The 15531-nt window shown below is 76.0% G+C and carries 12 protein-coding genes and 1 pseudogene; 11 read left to right on the forward strand and 2 right to left on the reverse strand.

Translation table 11 applies throughout. The features are described from left to right. Position 1: 1 nt before the first annotated feature. Positions 2-3322: a hypothetical protein gene (locus tag ABZ810_RS40215; protein WP_358412173.1), complete on the forward strand. Its 3321-nt coding sequence runs from the start codon at positions 2-4 to the stop codon at positions 3320-3322. A 63-nt stretch (positions 3323-3385) separates the two neighbouring features. On the opposite strand, the gene ABZ810_RS40220 is transcribed toward ABZ810_RS40215, so the two are convergent. Both ABZ810_RS40220 and ABZ810_RS40225 read right to left on the reverse strand, forming a co-directional pair. Further along, complete coding sequence (locus ABZ810_RS40220; protein ID WP_358412174.1) at positions 3386-3805, reverse strand: hypothetical protein; 420 nt, start codon at positions 3803-3805, stop codon at positions 3386-3388. A 110-nt stretch (positions 3806-3915) separates the two neighbouring features. Then, positions 3916-5484: an AMP-binding protein gene (locus ABZ810_RS40225; protein ID WP_358412175.1), complete on the reverse strand. Its 1569-nt coding sequence runs from the start codon at positions 5482-5484 to the stop codon at positions 3916-3918. A gap of 138 nt (positions 5485-5622) precedes the next feature. Here ABZ810_RS40225 and ABZ810_RS40230 point away from each other — a divergent pair, with 138 nt between their 5' ends. The 10 genes and pseudogenes from ABZ810_RS40230 (at position 5623) to ABZ810_RS40275 (ending at position 15451) form a co-directional block, all read left to right on the forward strand. Then, positions 5623-6972, forward strand: coding sequence for a DUF2252 domain-containing protein (locus ABZ810_RS40230; protein ID WP_358412176.1), 1350 nt, complete (start codon positions 5623-5625; stop codon positions 6970-6972). Between the two features lie 29 nt (positions 6973-7001). After that, positions 7002-7613, forward strand: a complete 612-nt coding sequence (locus ABZ810_RS40235; protein WP_358412177.1) for an XRE family transcriptional regulator — start codon at positions 7002-7004, stop codon at positions 7611-7613. An 87-nt stretch (positions 7614-7700) separates the two neighbouring features. Beyond that, a complete protein-coding gene (locus tag ABZ810_RS40240) occupies positions 7701-8858 on the forward strand; it encodes an FAD-binding oxidoreductase (protein ID WP_358412178.1) in 1158 nt (385 codons plus the stop codon). After that, positions 8855-9166 carry a (2Fe-2S)-binding protein gene (locus tag ABZ810_RS40245; protein WP_358412179.1) on the forward strand — a complete coding sequence of 104 codons (312 nt, stop codon included), beginning with the start codon at positions 8855-8857 and terminating at the stop codon, positions 9164-9166. Before ABZ810_RS40240 ends, ABZ810_RS40245 begins: the two co-directional genes overlap by 4 nt. After that, positions 9166-10623: an FAD/NAD(P)-binding oxidoreductase gene (locus ABZ810_RS40250; RefSeq protein ID WP_358412180.1), complete on the forward strand. Its 1458-nt coding sequence runs from the start codon at positions 9166-9168 to the stop codon at positions 10621-10623. Before ABZ810_RS40245 ends, ABZ810_RS40250 begins: the two co-directional genes overlap by 1 nt. Then, on the forward strand, positions 10620-11555 hold the full coding sequence (locus tag ABZ810_RS40255) for a dihydrodipicolinate synthase family protein (RefSeq protein WP_358412181.1): 936 nt from the start codon (positions 10620-10622) through the stop codon (positions 11553-11555). Before ABZ810_RS40250 ends, ABZ810_RS40255 begins: the two co-directional genes overlap by 4 nt. Continuing rightward, the gene (locus tag ABZ810_RS40260) at positions 11555-12556 is read left to right on the forward strand and encodes a proline racemase family protein (protein ID WP_358412182.1); all 1002 of its coding nucleotides are present in this window, start codon (positions 11555-11557) and stop codon (positions 12554-12556) included. The genes ABZ810_RS40255 and ABZ810_RS40260 overlap by 1 nt, the downstream gene beginning before the upstream one ends. A 27-nt stretch (positions 12557-12583) precedes the next feature. Beyond that, a pseudogene (locus tag ABZ810_RS40265) lies at positions 12584-13960 on the forward strand (aldehyde dehydrogenase (NADP(+))); the annotation flags it as partial. 42 nt (positions 13961-14002) lie between these two features. Beyond that, positions 14003-14767, forward strand: coding sequence for a tetratricopeptide repeat protein (locus ABZ810_RS40270; RefSeq protein WP_358412183.1), 765 nt, complete (start codon positions 14003-14005; stop codon positions 14765-14767). A gap of 36 nt (positions 14768-14803) precedes the next feature. After that, on the forward strand, positions 14804-15451 hold the full coding sequence (locus ABZ810_RS40275) for a GNAT family N-acetyltransferase (protein WP_358412184.1): 648 nt from the start codon (positions 14804-14806) through the stop codon (positions 15449-15451). Positions 15452-15531: the final 80 nt, after the last annotated feature.

The raw sequence follows: 15531 nt of genomic DNA on the forward strand, positions 1-15531 counted from the left end.
GTTGAGCCCCATCCGGCCGGTCAGGACACCGGCCGACGACCTGCTGGAACGTGTCGCCCCCCTCGCGTACCCGCATCGCATGCGGGAGCTGGCGCTGCACGCCCGGCGCCACCGGGAGACACCCGGGTTCCGCTCCCTCCTCCGGGAGCTCGCCGGACGAGAACCCTACGAACGCCGCCTCGCGCTGCACCTGGCCATGGCGGCGCGCGACCTCGGCCACATCGAGGCCGCGCTCGCCGGGCCCGACCCGGCCCTGCGCCGCGCGGCGCTGCGCGCCGTCCGCACCCTGCCCGTCTCCGACGAGGCCGCGGCGGCGGTCCTCGACGACGCACCGGCCGACCTGCGCCGGGCCTTCTACCGCACGGTGTTCCAGAGCCGCCGCGAGGCGCTGGCCGACCGGCTGCTCCCGGTGATCCGTGAACGTCACGGCGACCGCGAGGCGGGCGCCCTGCTGCCCGCCTGCTCGGCGGCGGTCGTCGAACGCGAGTACGCCGCCCTGGCGCACGGCGTCACGTCCTGGCGCGCCCTCGGCGCCCGCCACCCGCGGACGTTCCTCGACGCCGCCGACCGCGAGCTGACCGGCGCTCCGTACCCCTACGTCTGGTGGAAGCGCAGCAAGCGGGCGTTCGCGGTGGCCGCCGCCGCCGATCCGGAGCGCGCGATGGCGCTGCTCGAGACGCACGATGTCGGCCAATGGACCCTCCGGCTGCCCGCCAGGGTCGTGACGGCGTTCCTCTCCACCGACGCCGACCGGGCCGCGCCGCTGGTGCGGCCGGGCCGGCGGCGGCGCCGCCGGGCGGAGCACACCGCCCGTTACACCACCCGCTGGCGGGCCTGCTCGGACGAGCGGCTCGCCGCCCTGGCGCCAGGCGTCCACGCGCTGCCCGACCTTCTCAAGGTGCTGCCGCCGGCGCGGCGCGCCCGCGTCTACGACGCCGTGGCCGCACGGGACGGGCACGCGCTTCGCGGGCTCGCCGCGATGCCGGTCCTGCCCTGGCTGCCGGCCGGGAGGGCGGCCCGCGAGGCGCGCCGCATGCTCGACTGGCACTCCTCGGTGTGGCATTCGGCGCGTTCGCGGCTGGACGACCCCGAGATCCCGCTCCGGCTGACGTCCCACCTGCCGTACGAGGAGGCCGCCGGGACGCTCCGCGAGGCCGCGCTGCGCGGCGACCCGCGGCGGCGGGGGCTCGCGCGAACGCTCCTGCTCGAATGCGCCGCCCGGACCCGAGACCCCGCCGTGGTCGGCGAGGTGGTCGCCGCGCTGGCGGCCCGGACGGCCGGCGACCAGGACCCCCTGCGCGGCGAGCTGCTCAGGGCCCTGTCGTCGATCGCCCCCGCCGTCCTGCCCGACGGGTCGGCGGCGGATCTGGACCGGCTCGCCATCGCGGCGATCGACGCCCGCGACAGTTCGGCCGGAACGCGGCGCGAGGTACGCGTCCTCGCCGAACGGGTCCTGCGCCATCGCGACGCGGCGACGGCGCCCGCGCTCACCGCCTGGGCCTGGGGCGTGTACGAGAAGCTCGTCGCACGGCACGGCGCCGAGGCGTTCGGCGGTGACGGGCCGCCGGTGGACGAGGTGCTGCGCCGGGGCCAGGAGGCCGACCTCGTCACCCTGCTCGAACCCCCTCTGGGCGTGGCGCGTGAGCGGGGCGACCTCCGGCTCGCGGTCGAGCTGGCCGGATCGCTGGGTCGCCGGGCGGCGTCGTTCCCCGCGCTCCAAGACGACCTGAGGTCGGCGATCGCGGCCGGGGACGAGGAACTCGCGCGCACCGCCGCCCGGTACTGGCTGGCCGGCGCCGACCGCGACGAACGGGTGGCGGACCTGCTGGCCGCGCACCCGGCCGCCGTCGCCCTGCCGGAGGTGTGGTCGGTGGTGGCCCGGCGCCGGACGGACCTCCTGCCCGCGGCGCTGGACGGCGACCCCGGCTGGATCCCCGAGGTCGGCGCAGGGGACGGCGGGCGCTGGACGCCGGTCCAGCGCGACCGGATCCGGAACTTGCTCCGCGCGGGCGCGTCCCCCGAGGCCGCGCTGTCCCTGGGACGCCTGCCCGGCTCCCTCGCCGAGCTGTCGGACCTGGCAGGGGACGAGGACGGGGCCGTGGCCGAGGCGGCGATCGAGGCGCTGGCCTTCACCGACCGGCCCGCCGAGGCGTTGCCGATCCTGCTCCGGCACGGGCGCGGACCGGTGTCGCGGGCGGCCGTCGCCGCCATGGCGAGGTGCGCCGACCGGGTCCCGCCCGCGGTGCTCGGGCCGCTCCTGGCGGACGAACTGCTCGGACCGGCCACCAAGGTCACGGTCCGCAAGCAGGCGGCCCGGCAGCTCGCGCGGCAGCGCCCGCCCGGCGCCGTCGGCACCCTCCTGAGCGCCTGGAACGACCCCGCGACCCACCCCGACGTGCGGGTCTCGGTCGCCGCCGCGCTGCGCACCATGCCCGAGGTCCCGGGCACGATCGAGGCGCTCGGCGACGCGGCCGTCCTGTATCCGGGCGAACGCCTGCTCCGCACCCTCTACCAGGCCAGACCCGACGAGTACGCCCCCGCGGACCGGCCCCGGTACGCCCGGCTCGTCCGGAGCCTGCTCGGCGCCTCCGAGCACCCGGGGGTGCGGTTCCGCGCGACCCGCGCCTTCGGTTCCTGGGCGCGCTGGTACGAGGGCGGGTACGCCGACATCCTCGACGCGGTGGGAGACCTGGCGGCACCGGCCGAAAGGGTCGAGCTGCCCGTCCTGCGATCCCTGCTGCACATCGGCGAGGTGACCGGCGAGGTGCTCCCGGTGCTGGACCGCCTGCTGGCGGCCGGGCCGGACGAGACCGCGCGTGCCAGGGTCCGCCAGATCGCCGCGGTCCTGGCGGGCGACGCCGCCCACCTGGAGGGCACCGCCCGGCAGGCGATCGAACGCCTCGCCGCGCGGCCCCTCTACCTCGCGCAGGCCGCCATGATCGCGGCGGCCAGGCTTCCGCGCGCGTCCGGCGGCGGCCCGGCCACCGCGTCCGACGCTTCGAGGCTCGCCACCGAACTGGCCGCCCTCGCCGCGCTGCTGCGCGACCGCCCGGCGCACGCGGCACGCGTGGCGACCTCCGAGGTGACCTCGCGCTTCCGCACCTACGGCGCGAACCGCTTCACCCCCGCCGACCTGCTGCCGGCGGCGCGGCTGCTGATGGACCAGGGCCACTTCGCCGCCGAGCTGTTCGCCGTCGCCCTCGTGGCGCGGGTGGGCCCGGACACCGAGTGGGCACCCGAATGGCGGGACCTCCTCGACGGCCTCCGCCGCTCGGACCACGCCGAGATCCTCCAGGAGGCCTGGGACGTCGACACGAGGTGACGGCGGGGGAAGGCCCGGCCGGGATCGTCCCGGCCGGGCCTCCCCGGCGTCCTCCCGGCGGTTTCAGCGGCTGCGGCGCAGGGCCAGGTACTGGACCGCGGCGAAGCCCGCGACCGTCATGGCCTGCAGCACGGCCCACGTGGCGCCGGCGGCGTTCAGCGACAGCCAGCCCGCGACCACCGTGACCACGCTCAGCAGGGTCCACAGCAGGTTCAGCTCGATCACCGCGGTGACCGCCGTCCGGTGCGGCCTGGCCGGCCGCGAGATCGCCGCGACGGCGACCGCGTAGACCAGCAGGAAGGCGCCGAGGACGTAGGCGTGCGCGGGAGCCAGGCCGAGCAGGTCCTCGAGCGGCCCGGCGAGCGCCAGGTAGGCCAGCCCGTTGACCCCGGTGACCACCGCGTCCAGGCGCAGGGCCAGCTTCAGCAGGCGGGGGCCGTCAGCCAGGATCCCGGTGCCGGCGACAGGTCGGGTGGTGGTCATCGGAGTTCCCCTTCCGGAGGATTCGGCGTCGTGTTCGACGTCTCCGACGCTACGAGCGGCCCGGTAGGGAAGGCGATTACCTCAGACGTAGCCGCCGCGCGAGACCCGCGTCACAGCTCGGCCAGCCGGCGCTTGAGGACCTTGCCGGTGGGGTTGCGGGGGAGCTCGTCGAGGAAGACGACCTCGCGGGGCACCTTGTAGCGGGCGAGGTTGGCCGCGACGTGCTTCTTGAGGTCGTCCTCGGAGACCTCGCCGGTGGCGACGACGAACGCGCGCAGCCGCCGGCCGAACTCCTCGTCCGGGACGCCGATCACCGCCGCCTCGCCGACGGCGGGGTGGGCGCCGAGCAGCTCCTCCACCTCGCCCGGATAGACGTTCTCGCCGCCCGAGACGATCATGTCGTCGGCGCGGCCGTCGACGAACAGGCGTCCGGCCCGGTCGAGGTGGCCGAGGTCGCCGACCGCCATCAGGCGGCCGATCTCGGTCTTGCCGCCGCCCCCGGTGTACCCGCCGAAGCGGGCCGGGCCGTCGACGAAGATCTGGCCGATGACGCCCGCGGGCACCGGCCGCCCGTCGTCGTCCAGGACGCGGACCGTCGTGCCGGTGGGCGGGCGGCCCACGCAGCCGGGCGCCGCCGCCAGGTCGGCCGGGGTGGCGATGGTGACGCAGGACGCCTCGGTGGAGCCGTAGAAGTTGTAGAGCCTCGGCCCGAACGCCTCGATCACCCGGCGGGCGAGCGGCGCCTCCAGCTGCGCCCCGCCGGTCAGCACGACGGACAGCCCGGACAGGTCGCGCGACTTCAGGTCGGGCACGGCGAGCAGGCGGTTGAGCATGACCGGCACGGCGATCAGCGCCGTGCACCGGTGCGCGGCCAGGTCGTCCAGCACGGTCGCGGCGTCGAAGCGGCGGCGCAGCACCAGCGTGGAGCCGAGGCCGAGCGCCAGCAGCGCCGAGGTCAGGCCGAGGCCGTGGAACAGCGGCGGCCCGACGAACACGGCCCCGCGGGACCGCAGCGGGATCTTCGACAGGATGCCGCCCGGGAGCGCCACGGACCGCGTCTGCGGGCGCGGCGCGCCCTTGGGCCGGCCGGACGTGCCGCTGGTCAGGATCACCATCGAGCCCTGCCGGGCGGGAGCCGGGGGAGGCGTCGTCGCCCCCGACCCGATCAGCGCCTCCAGGCCGGTCTCGCTCCACGTGCCCCGGGGGAGATCGAGGTCCGCGACGATCGGGGCGTACTCCTCGTCGTGCACGAGGGCCGTCACGCCTTCGCGGGCGACGGCGTCGCGCAGCTGCGGCCCGGCGAAGTCGGTGTTGAGGAAGAGCACCGAGGCGCCGGTCCTGGCCGCCGCCGCCATCGCCTCGAGCAGGCCGCGGTGGTTGCGGCACAGGATGCCGACGGTGTCGCCCACGCCGACGCCGTGGTCGCGCCAGGCGTTGGCGAGCGCGTTGCAGCGCCGGTCCAGCTCGGCGAACGTGAGGGAGCCGCGCTCGTCGACCAGGCCCGTCCGGTCGGGGAAACGAAGGGCGGGCAGCACGGTGGAGGCGCCGAGCGGGCCGTACGCGCGCATCGCCCTGGCGGCCGCCGCCAGCGCCCTGGGCGGCAGCGGGCCGAGCATCCCCGCCCGGACCGCGGCGCGTACGCCGTTGAGTTCTGCCCCGACCCGGGCAAGCGTCACCATGCGGGCGATCGTAGGAGGATTCGCAACAAAAACACAACAACTGTTCACCGGTGTCACCCCGGCCCGAGGGCCGGACGGCAAGGACGACGTCCTCACGCTGGTGGCATCAAGATCGGGCCGACCGGGCATCACAGGAGGATGGGGGAGCTGGACCGGCACGCCCGGCTGACGCCGGAGGAACGGCATGCGCGGGGGCGGGGGCTGCGGGGCGTGGTCCCGCGCGGCTCGCATGCCGGATGGGAGCCGCCCGAGGGGCGGCCCGGCCCGCTGGAGTCGTTGCGAGCGCAGGAGGCGGGCCGGCTGCCCGAGCTGCTGCCCGTCCGGCACGAGCGGATGGCGGAGTCGCCGCTGGCCTTCCTGCGCGGCGCCGCCGTGGTGATGGCGGCCGACCTGGCGGGCACGCCGGTGACGGGACTCACCGCGCAGGCGTGCGGCGACGCGCACCTGATGAACTTCGGGCTGTACGCCTCGCCCGAGCGCACGCTGCTCTTCGACGTCAACGACTTCGACGAGACGCTGCGCGCGCCGTGGGAGTGGGACGTGAAGCGGCTCGCGGCCAGCCTGGTCGTGGCCGCGGCCGACAACGGCGTCGCCGCGGAGGACGGCCGTGCCGTGGCGCGGGCGGCCGTCCGGTCGTACCGCGAGCAGATGCGCGCCTACGCGGCCATGGGGGACCTCCAGGTCTTCTACTCGCGGATCCGGGCCGAGGACATGGTCGCCGACATCCCGATGGCCAAGCGCCGCAGGCAGGGCGAACGGGTCCTGCGCAAGGCGGCCGGCCGCGGCAGCCTCCAGGCCCTGGGGAAGCTGACCGAGGTGGTGGACGGCGAGCTGCGGATCATCGAGGATCCACCGCTGATCGTGCACGCGGACCCGCCGCCCGACCTGACCACGGCGCGGTCGCTGTTCGACGCGTACCGCCTCACGCTGGCCGCCGACGCGGCCGAGCTGCTCGGCGGCTACCACTTCGTCGACGCGGCGCGGAAGGTCGTCGGGGTCGGCAGCGTCGGGACCCGCTGCCACGTCGTGGTGCTGGCCGGCCGGGACGCCGGTGATCCGCTCGTCCTCCAGGTGAAGGAGGCGGGGAGGTCGGTGCTGGAGCCGTACGCGGCGCCCTGCGCCTTCCGGCATCAGGGGCGGCGCGTGGTCGTGGGGCAGCGGCTGATGCAGTCGTCCAGCGACCCGTTCCTGGGGTGGGGGAGCGACGACCAGGGCCGCGACTACTACTGGCGGCAGCTGCGCGACATGAAGGCCTCGGTCGACGTGACGCGCCTGGACGCCAGGGCGATGACGTTCTATGGCGCGTACTGCGCGCGGAGCCTGGCCCTCGGGCACGCCAACACCGGCGACCGGATCCAGATCGCGGGCTACCTCGGCTCCGGCGAGGTCTTCGACGAGGCCGTCGCCGAGTTCGCCGTCGCCTACGCGCGGCGGAACGCCCGGGACCACGCCCTGTTTCGTTCGGTAGAGCGAACGCCGGTAGGCTGACGTTCGCCGAACGACCAAGGAGGCGGCTGGTGGGGGCTTCGGAAGAGTCGGTGCGCGACCTGCTGGCCGCCAACCTCAGGCGGGCCCGCACCGGGCGCGGGCTGTCACTGTCGGAGCTGTCCCGCCGTTCCAAGATCGGCAAGGCGACGTTGTCGCAGCTCGAGGCCGGATCCGGCAACCCCACCATCGAGACGGTCTTCAGCCTGTCGCGGGCGCTGCAGGTCCCCATCTCCGACCTGCTCGACCAGCCGCGCGGCAACGGGCCGACCGTCGTGCGCGCCGCCGACGTCGAGGTGCTCAGCGGCGCGGGCGTCGACCTGCGGCCGCTGCGCGGCATCGAGTCGGGCGACGCCGTCTTCGACGTCTACGACCAGCAGGTTCGGGCCGGCTCGCGGCAGGAATCGCTGGGCCACGTCGGCGTGGAGCACACGATCGTGCAGGCGGGCCGGCTGGGCGTTCGGGTGGACGATCGCGAGGTGGAGCTCGGGCCCGGCGACTACGTCGGCTTCGACGCCCGGCTCCCGCACGCCTACGTCGCCCTCGACGGGCCGGTGCGCTCGGTGCTGCTCCTCCAGTACCGGGCCGACCAGCGGCTTCACACCGGTCCCGCGCAGTCGCCCTGCCTGGTCGAGACGCCGTGACCCCGGTCGCGGCCGATCGTTGACAGCGGCCGGGTCGGCGACCTAGCCTCAGAATCGTTCGGTTTAACGAACGTTGTGGGAGGGGCGATGACCGCGACGCGGGCCGTGGTGCTGGGGGCCGGGATCATCGGTGCCGCCTGCGCCCGCGAGCTGGCCCTGGCGGGCCTCGCGGTCACCGTCCTCGAGCGCGGCGGCCCCGCGGCGGCGACCACCGCGCACGGCGAGGGCAACGTGCTCGTCTCCGACAAGGGCCCCGGCCCCGAGCTGGAGCTCGCGTTGTTGTCGCGCCGGCTCTGGCCCGACGTCGCCGCCGGGCGTCCCGCCGTCGAGTGGGACCCCAAGGGCGGCATCGTCGTCGCCACCACCGAGGCCGGGGCGCGCGAGCTGGCCCGCTTCGCCGGCGCGCAGCGCGCGGCCGGCGTCGTCGCCGAGCCGCTGGACGCCGCCGCCCTCGCCGAGGCCGAGCCGAACGTCACGCGCGACGTCGCCGCCGCCGTCCACTACCCGGAGGACGCCCAGGTGCAGCCCGCGGGCGCGGCCGGCGTCCTGCTGGCCGCCGCGCTGCGCGCAGGAGCGGCGCTGCGCACCGGATGCGAGGTCACCGGGGCGGTGACGGCCGGCGGACGGATCACCGGCGTGCGGACGCCCGGCGGGACGGTCGGGGGCGACGTCTTCGTCAACGCCGCCGGGCCGTGGTCGGGCGGGCTGGCCCGCCTGCTGGGCGCCCCGGTCGACGTGCGGCCCCGCCGCGGCGAGGTGCTGGTGACCACGCCGATGCCGCCGACCGTCTTCCACAAGGTCTACGACGCCGGCTACGTCGGCGCGGTCGGCAGCGGGGCCGGGGAGCTCCAGGCGTCCGCGGTGGTCGAGTCCACCCGCGCCGGCACGATCCTGCTCGGGTCCTCGCGCCGCCGCGTCGGGTTCGACGACCGGATCCGGCCCGAGGTGCTGTCGGTCATCGCGGGCAGGGCGCTCAGGCTGTTCCCGTGCCTGGAGGGCGTGCCGGTGATGCGCGCGTACGGTGGGTTCCGGCCGTACGTGCCCGACCACCTTCCGGTCATCGGCCCCGACCCGCGCCTGGACGGCCTGTGGCACGCGTCCGGGCACGAGGGCGCCGGGATCGGGCTGTCGCTCGGCACCGCCGCCGTGCTCAACGACCTGCTGCACGGCCGCGAGCCCGAGATCGACGCCGGGCCGTTCCGTGTGGACCGCCCCGCGGTGCTGGGGAAGGGGGAGGCCCTGTGAGCCCGAGGCTGGTGCGCGGCGCCGACGACGCCGCCGGACGCGGCCCGGACACGCCGATCGAGATCACCGTGGACGGCGTCCCCGTCGCGGGCGTGGCCGGCCAGACCGTCGGGGGCGTGCTGCTCGCCGCCGGGCGCCGCGCCTGGCGCGAGGGCCCGTCCGGCGCACCGCGCGGGATCTTCTGCGGCATCGGCGTCTGCTTCGACTGCCTGGTGACCGTCAACGGCGACCGCGACGTGCGCGCCTGCCGCCGCCGCGCCCGGGACGGCGACGTGGTGACCACGCAGTCGCGGGCGGGTGACCGCTGATGGCCCGCCACGTCGTGGTCGTCGGTGCCGGGCCCGCGGGGCTCGCCGCCGCGGCCGCCGCGCTGCGCGCGGGCGCCCGGGTCACGCTCATCGACTCCGCCGAGCGGCCCGGCGGCCAGTACCACCGGATGTTGCCCGAGGCGTTCGCCGCCGAACGGCCGGGGCGCCTGCACCACGGCTGGGACGGCTTCGACCGCCTGCGCCGCCACGTCCTCGGCCACCCGCGCTGCCGCTGGTGGCCGGAGAGCCCGGTGTGGTCGCTCGAACGGCCGGAGCCGGGCGAGCCCCGTCCCCCGCGCGTCCACGTCCTGCGCGGCGGCCCCGCCGACGCGTCGGGGCGGGAGCGGCACGTCCTCGACCCCGACGCCCTCGTCCTGGCGCCCGGCGCGCACGACCGCGTCCTTCCGTTCCCGGGCTGGGACCTGCCGGGCGTCTTCACCGCCGGCGCCGCCCAGGCCCTCGCCAAGGGCGAACGGCTCGTCGTCGGCGACCAGGTCGTCGTCGCGGGCGCGGGACCGTTCCTGCTGCCGGTCGCGGCGTCACTGCTGGAGGCCGGCGCGGGCGTCCTGGAGGTGCTGGAGGCCAACCCCGCCGCGACCGTCCTGCGCGGCTGGTCCCGGCGGCCCTGGGAGCTCGCGTCGCAGGGAGGCAAGGCCGCGGAGCTCGCGGAGTACGCCGGACTGCTCGCCCGCCACCGCGTCCCGTACCGGCTCGGCCGCACCGTCGTCGAGGCACGCGGCGACGGCCGCGTCGAGGAGGTCGTCACCGCCCGGCTGCGGGCCGACTGGTCCGTGGTGCCCGGCACCGGACGCGTCCTCGCGGTCGACGCGCTGTGCGTCTCGCACGGCTTCAGCCCCCAGCTCGAACTCCCCGTCGCGGCCGGCTGCGAACCGCGCCGCGCCCCGTCCGGCTCCGGCTGGCCGGGCTCCGCCTCGTTCGTGGCGGTGGACGGCGACCAGCGGACCACCGCCGCCGGGGTGTACGCGGCGGGCGAGATCACCGGGATCGGCGGCGCCGCCGCGGCCCGCGCCGAGGGACTGCTCGCCGGCTGGCACGCCGCCGGTGGAGCCCCGGACGCGCCGGAGATCGCCGCGCCGCGACGCCGGCGCGACCGGGCGCGGGCGTTCGCCGCGCGGCTCGCCGCCGCCCACCCCATCGGCGCCGCCTGGCCGGGCTGGCTGCGCCCCGAGACCGTCGTGTGCCGGTGCGAGGAGACCTCGTACGGCACGCTCCGCCAGGCCGCCGCCGACCGGGCGGGCGGCTCCGCACGCGCCCTGAGGCTCGGCACCCGCGCCGGGCTCGGCCCGTGCCAGGCCCGCGTCTGCGGGCCGGCCGTCGCAGACCTCCTCGCCGGCGACGGCATCCCCTCAGGCGACCCCCACAACAGGCCGGTCGCCCAGCCCATCAGGCTCGGCGAGCTGGCACGACCCCCACATCGGGAAGAGAGCGCCACATGAGCAACGACACCAGGCCGGAGAGCCTCGGCGGCGTCATCGTCGCCACGGCGCTGCCCTACCGCGAGGACGCCTCGGCCCCGGCCGGGCTCGCGGTCGACTACGACAGGTTCGCCGAGCACTGCCGCTGGCTGGTCGACAACGGCTGCCGCGGCGTCGGGCCCAACGGCTCGCTCGGCGAGTACTCCTCGCTGACCGACGAGGAGCGCCGCCGCGTCGCCCGCACCGCCGTGGAGACGGTCGGCGGTACGGGCGTCGTCGTGGTCGGCGTGCACGGGCCCGGCGCCCACCAGGCCCGGCACTGGGCCGAGCTGGCCGCCGAGGACGGCGCGAACGGCGTGCTGTGCCTGCCGCCCACGATGTACCGGGCCAACCGCGGCGAGGTCCTCGCGCACTACGAGGCCGTCGCGTCCGCCGGGCTGCCGGTCATGGTCTACAACAACCCGATCGACACCAAGGTCGACCTCACCCCCGACCTGCTCGCCGAGATCGCCCAGATCGACAACGTCGTCGCGGTCAAGGAGTTCTCCGGCGACGTGCGCCGCGTCCTGGAGATCAAGGAGAAGGCCCCCGGCCTCGAGGTCGTCGCGGGCGCCGACGACGTGACGCTGGAGGCCCTGCTGATGGGCGCCACCGGCTGGTTCGCGGGTTTCCCGAACGTCTTCCCGGCCGAGTCGGCGCTCCTCTACGAGCTCGCCACCACCGGCCGCCTCGACGAGGCCCGCGCCCTCTACGAGCCGCTGGTCGCCGCGTTCCGCTGGGACTCGCGCACCGAGTTCGTCCAGGCCATCAAGCTCGGCATGGAGCAGGTCGGGCGCTACGGCGGCCCGTGCCGCCCGCCGCGCGGACCGCTCACCGGCGAGCACCGCGCGGGCGTCACCGCCGACATGGCGCGGGCCATCGCCGCGCTGGAGCAGCGGAAGGCCGCCGCCTGATGCGGTCGGCCCGCACCCTGAGCGCCGTGGACTCGCACACCGAGGGCATGCCCACCCGCGTCGTCACCGGCGGCGTCCCGCCCATCCCGGGCGCCACGATGGCCGAACGCCGCCGGTACGCGATCGAGCACCTCGACGGGCTGCGCCGGTTCCTCATGGACGAGCCGCGCGGGCACTCGGCGATGAGCGGCGCGCTGCTCCAGCCGCCGCTCCACCCCGACGCCGACTGGGGCGCGGTCTACGTCGAGGTCAGCGGCTTCCTGCCGATGTGCGGGCACGGCACGATCGGCGTGGCCACCGTCCTGGTCGAGACCGGGATGGTCGAGGTCACCGAGCCGGAGACCATCGTCCGGCTGGACGTGCCCGCCGGCCTCGTCGAGGCGCGCGTCGCGGTCCGCGACGGGCGCGCCGAGCACGTCACCCTGCGCAACATCCCCTCGTTCAGCCTCCAGCGGGACGCGGTGGTGGACGTGCCGGGGCTCGGCGAGGTCCGCTACGACATGGCCTACGGCGGCAACTTCTACGCCATCACCGAGCTGGAGCGGCTCGGGCTGCCGTTCGACCGGGCCCGCAAGGACGACATCCTCAGGGCCGGCCTCGACATCATGGCAGCCATCAACGAGCAGGACCGGCCGGCCCACCCGGCCGACCCGCTGATCGGCGGCTGCAAGCACGTGCAGTTCCTGGCGCCGGGCTCGGACGCCGCCCGCTCGCGCAACGCGATGGCCATCCACCCCGGCTGGTTCGACCGGTCGCCGTGCGGCACCGGCACCTCCGCCCGCATGGCCCAGCTGCACGCCCGCGGCGAGCTCGCGCTCGGCGCCGAGTTCGTGAACGAGTCGTTCATCGGCACCCGCTTCATCGGGCGCCTGACCGGCACGACCGAGGTCGGCGGCCTGCCCGCCGTCATCCCCGAGTTCTCCGGCCGCGCCTGGATCACCGGCACCGCCAACTACATGCTCGACCCGGCCGACCCCTTCCCCGAGGGCTTCGTCCTCTAGCCGGCCACCCCGTTCTCCAAGGAGGAGCACCTCATGAAGGCCGTCACCGACGCCGCCGCGGCCGCCCCAGGCTGGGCGGCCACCCCGCCCGCCGACCGCGCCGCGGTCCTGACCGCCGTCGCCGGCGCGCTGGAGGGGGCGCGCGCCGAGCTGGTCGAGCTCGCCGACGCCGAGACCCGCCTCGGCACGGCCCGGCTGAACGGCGAACTGACCCGCACCACGTTCCAGCTCGGGCTGTTCGCCGGCCAGGCCGGGACCGGCGCGTCCTACGACGCCCGCATCGACGCGCCCGACCCCGGCTGGCCCACCGGCCCGCGTCCCGACCTGCGGCGCCACCGCACCGCGATCGGACCGGTGCTGGTCTTCGCGGCGAGCAACTTCCCGTTCGCCTTCAGCGTCGCCGGCGGCGACACCGCCTCGGCCTGGGCGGCCGGCTGTCCCGTCGTGGTCAAGGCCCACCCCGGCCACCCGCGGCTCTCCCGCCGCACCGCCGAGCTGATCGCCGAGGTCGTGCCCCCGGGAGTGTTCGGCCTCATCGAGGGCGAGCGGGAGGGCGTCGAGGCGCTTCGCCACCCCGCCCTCGCCGCCGCCGCGTTCACCGGCTCCCAGACCGGCGGCCTGGCGCTGGCCCGCATCGCCGCCGAACGCGAGACGCCGATCCCGTTCTACGGCGAGCTCGGCAGCGTCAACCCGGTCGTGGTCACCGAGCGGGCGGTCAAGGCCCGCGCGGACGAGATCGCCCGGGGCTACGTGGCATCCCTCACCCTGGGCGCGGGCCAGTTCTGCACCAACCCCGGCCTGCTCTTCGCCCCCGACGGCTTCGCGGAGAAGGTCGCCGACCTCCTCGGCGACGTGCCCGCCGCCCCGATGCTCAACGACCGCATCGAGGCGGGCTACCAGGCCACGGCGGCCGCGCTCGCCGGCCGTCCGGGCGTCCGGCGCCTGGCCTGGTCCGAGGGCACCGGCCCGCGCCTGCTGACCATGCCCCTGGAGTCCTTCACGGCCGAGGCGGCCGAGGAGTGCTTCGGCCCGCTCGGGCTGATCGTCACCTACGGCGACCTGACCGGGGTGGCGGCCGCCCTGGCCGCGCTGCCCGGCCAGCTGACGGCCTCCCTGCACGCCGAGGACTCCGAGGCGGACGGCCTGTCCGGGCTCGCCGCGATCCTGGCGGACCGCAGCGGGCGCGTCCTGTGGAACCAGTGGCCCACGGGCGTCTCGGTGACGCCCGCCATGCAGCACGGCGGCCCGTTCCCCGCGACGACCACGCCCGCCACCACGTCGGTGGGCACCGCCGCGATCGACCGGTTCCTGCGCCCCGTCACCTACCAGGGCTGGCCCCAGGCGCTCCTCCCGCCGCCCCTGCGCGACGACAACCCCTGGAACGTCCCGCAGTCACGGAACTGAACGATGCCCGCCATGGTCTGATCCGGGATAGAAAGGATCATCATGGACCAGGACGCGGCACAGGCCGAGTACGAGCAGGCGAGATCGCTGGACCGCGAGGGACGGAAGGCGGAGGCCGAACGCCGCTACCGGGTCGCGGCCGCCGCGGGCCACGCCGCCGCGATGCTCAATCTCGGGCTCATCGTCGTCGAGCGCGACCCCGGAGAGGCCGAGCGCTGGTGGCGGTCGGCGGCCGAGGCGGGCGACGAGATCGCCATGGGCAACCTCGGCATCCTGCTGTCCGACCTGGGCCGTGGCGAGGAGGCCGAGCACTGGTACCTCGCCGCCGCCGGGGCGGGCGACCTCGACGCCCGGCACAACCTCGGGCTGCTCTACGTGGAACGCCGCCAGACGGCGAAGGCCGCGGAGGAGTTCAGGATCGCGGCCGAGGCGGGCCATGTCGCGTCCATGAACAACCTCGCCGCCGCCCTGGTCCGGCTCGACCGGGGAGAGGAGGCCGAGGAGTGGCTCCGGCGCGGAGCCGAACACGGCGACGGCCGGGCCATGGGCGGCCTCGCGAGCCGGCTGTACGCGCTCGGCCGCCGCGACGAGGCCGACGAATGGTGGACGAAGGGCGCCGCCCTGGGAGACGCCGACTCCCTCTTCAACCTCGGCGTCCGCCGCGAGCACGAGAACGACCTGGCGGGCGCGGAGGACCTCTTCCGCCGGGCCGGTGCCGCCGGGCACCCGCGCGGAAACGCCAGGGCCGACGCCGCCGCCTCCGCGGTGCGCGGCGACGGCTCCCCGTACATGCCCGGCCTCTTCTGATCACCTCGTCACCGGCTCGCCTCGTAGGGTGGGCCGATGGAGATCAGGACCTTTGCGGAGGGCGATCGCGCCGAGCTGCGGGAGTTGTTCGGGCGGGCGGGCGAGGGGGCGCCCACGGCCTCGCTGTGGGGCCATCTGGACTCCGAGGCGGCCATCTACCTGGACCCGTACATGGACCTGGAGCCGGAGTCGCTCTTCGTGGCCGTGGTGGACGGGGCCATGGTCGGCTACCTCACCGGGTCGCTCGGTGACGGCTTCCCCGGCTTCGACACCCTGATGACCAAGGCCATCAAGGAGCATCGGCTCCTCTTCAAGCGGGGCCCGGCGGCGTTCTTCGCGCGGAGCATGGCCGACGCGGCGCGGGCGGCGATCCGGCGGCGGCCCGTCGCGGGCGACCTGAACGACGACCGGTGGCCGGCGCACCTGCACATCAACGTGGCGCCCGAGGCGCGCGGGACCGGCGCGGCCGACGGGCTGATGGAACGCTGGCTCGCCCGGGTCACGGCGTCGGGCTCCCCGGGATGCCATCTGCAGACCCTGGTCGAGAACACCCGCGCGGTGAGGTTCTTCGAACGTGTGGGGTTCGTCCCGCACGGCCCCACCCCGGTGGTGTTGGGCGTGCGCCACCAGGGCGCGCCGGTCCATCAGCTCACGATGGTGTGGACGCCAGACCGTCCAGGATGACGGTCGTGAGCGCGTCGTCGGTGCGGGTTCCGCGGGTTGGCGAGTGGGCGAGCTGCCATCATGAATGATCGCCATGGGGG

Origin of the sequence: Spirillospora sp. NPDC047279, assembly GCF_040643285.1 — a bacterium.
Taxonomy (GTDB): Bacteria; Actinomycetota; Actinomycetes; order Streptosporangiales; family Streptosporangiaceae; genus Spirillospora.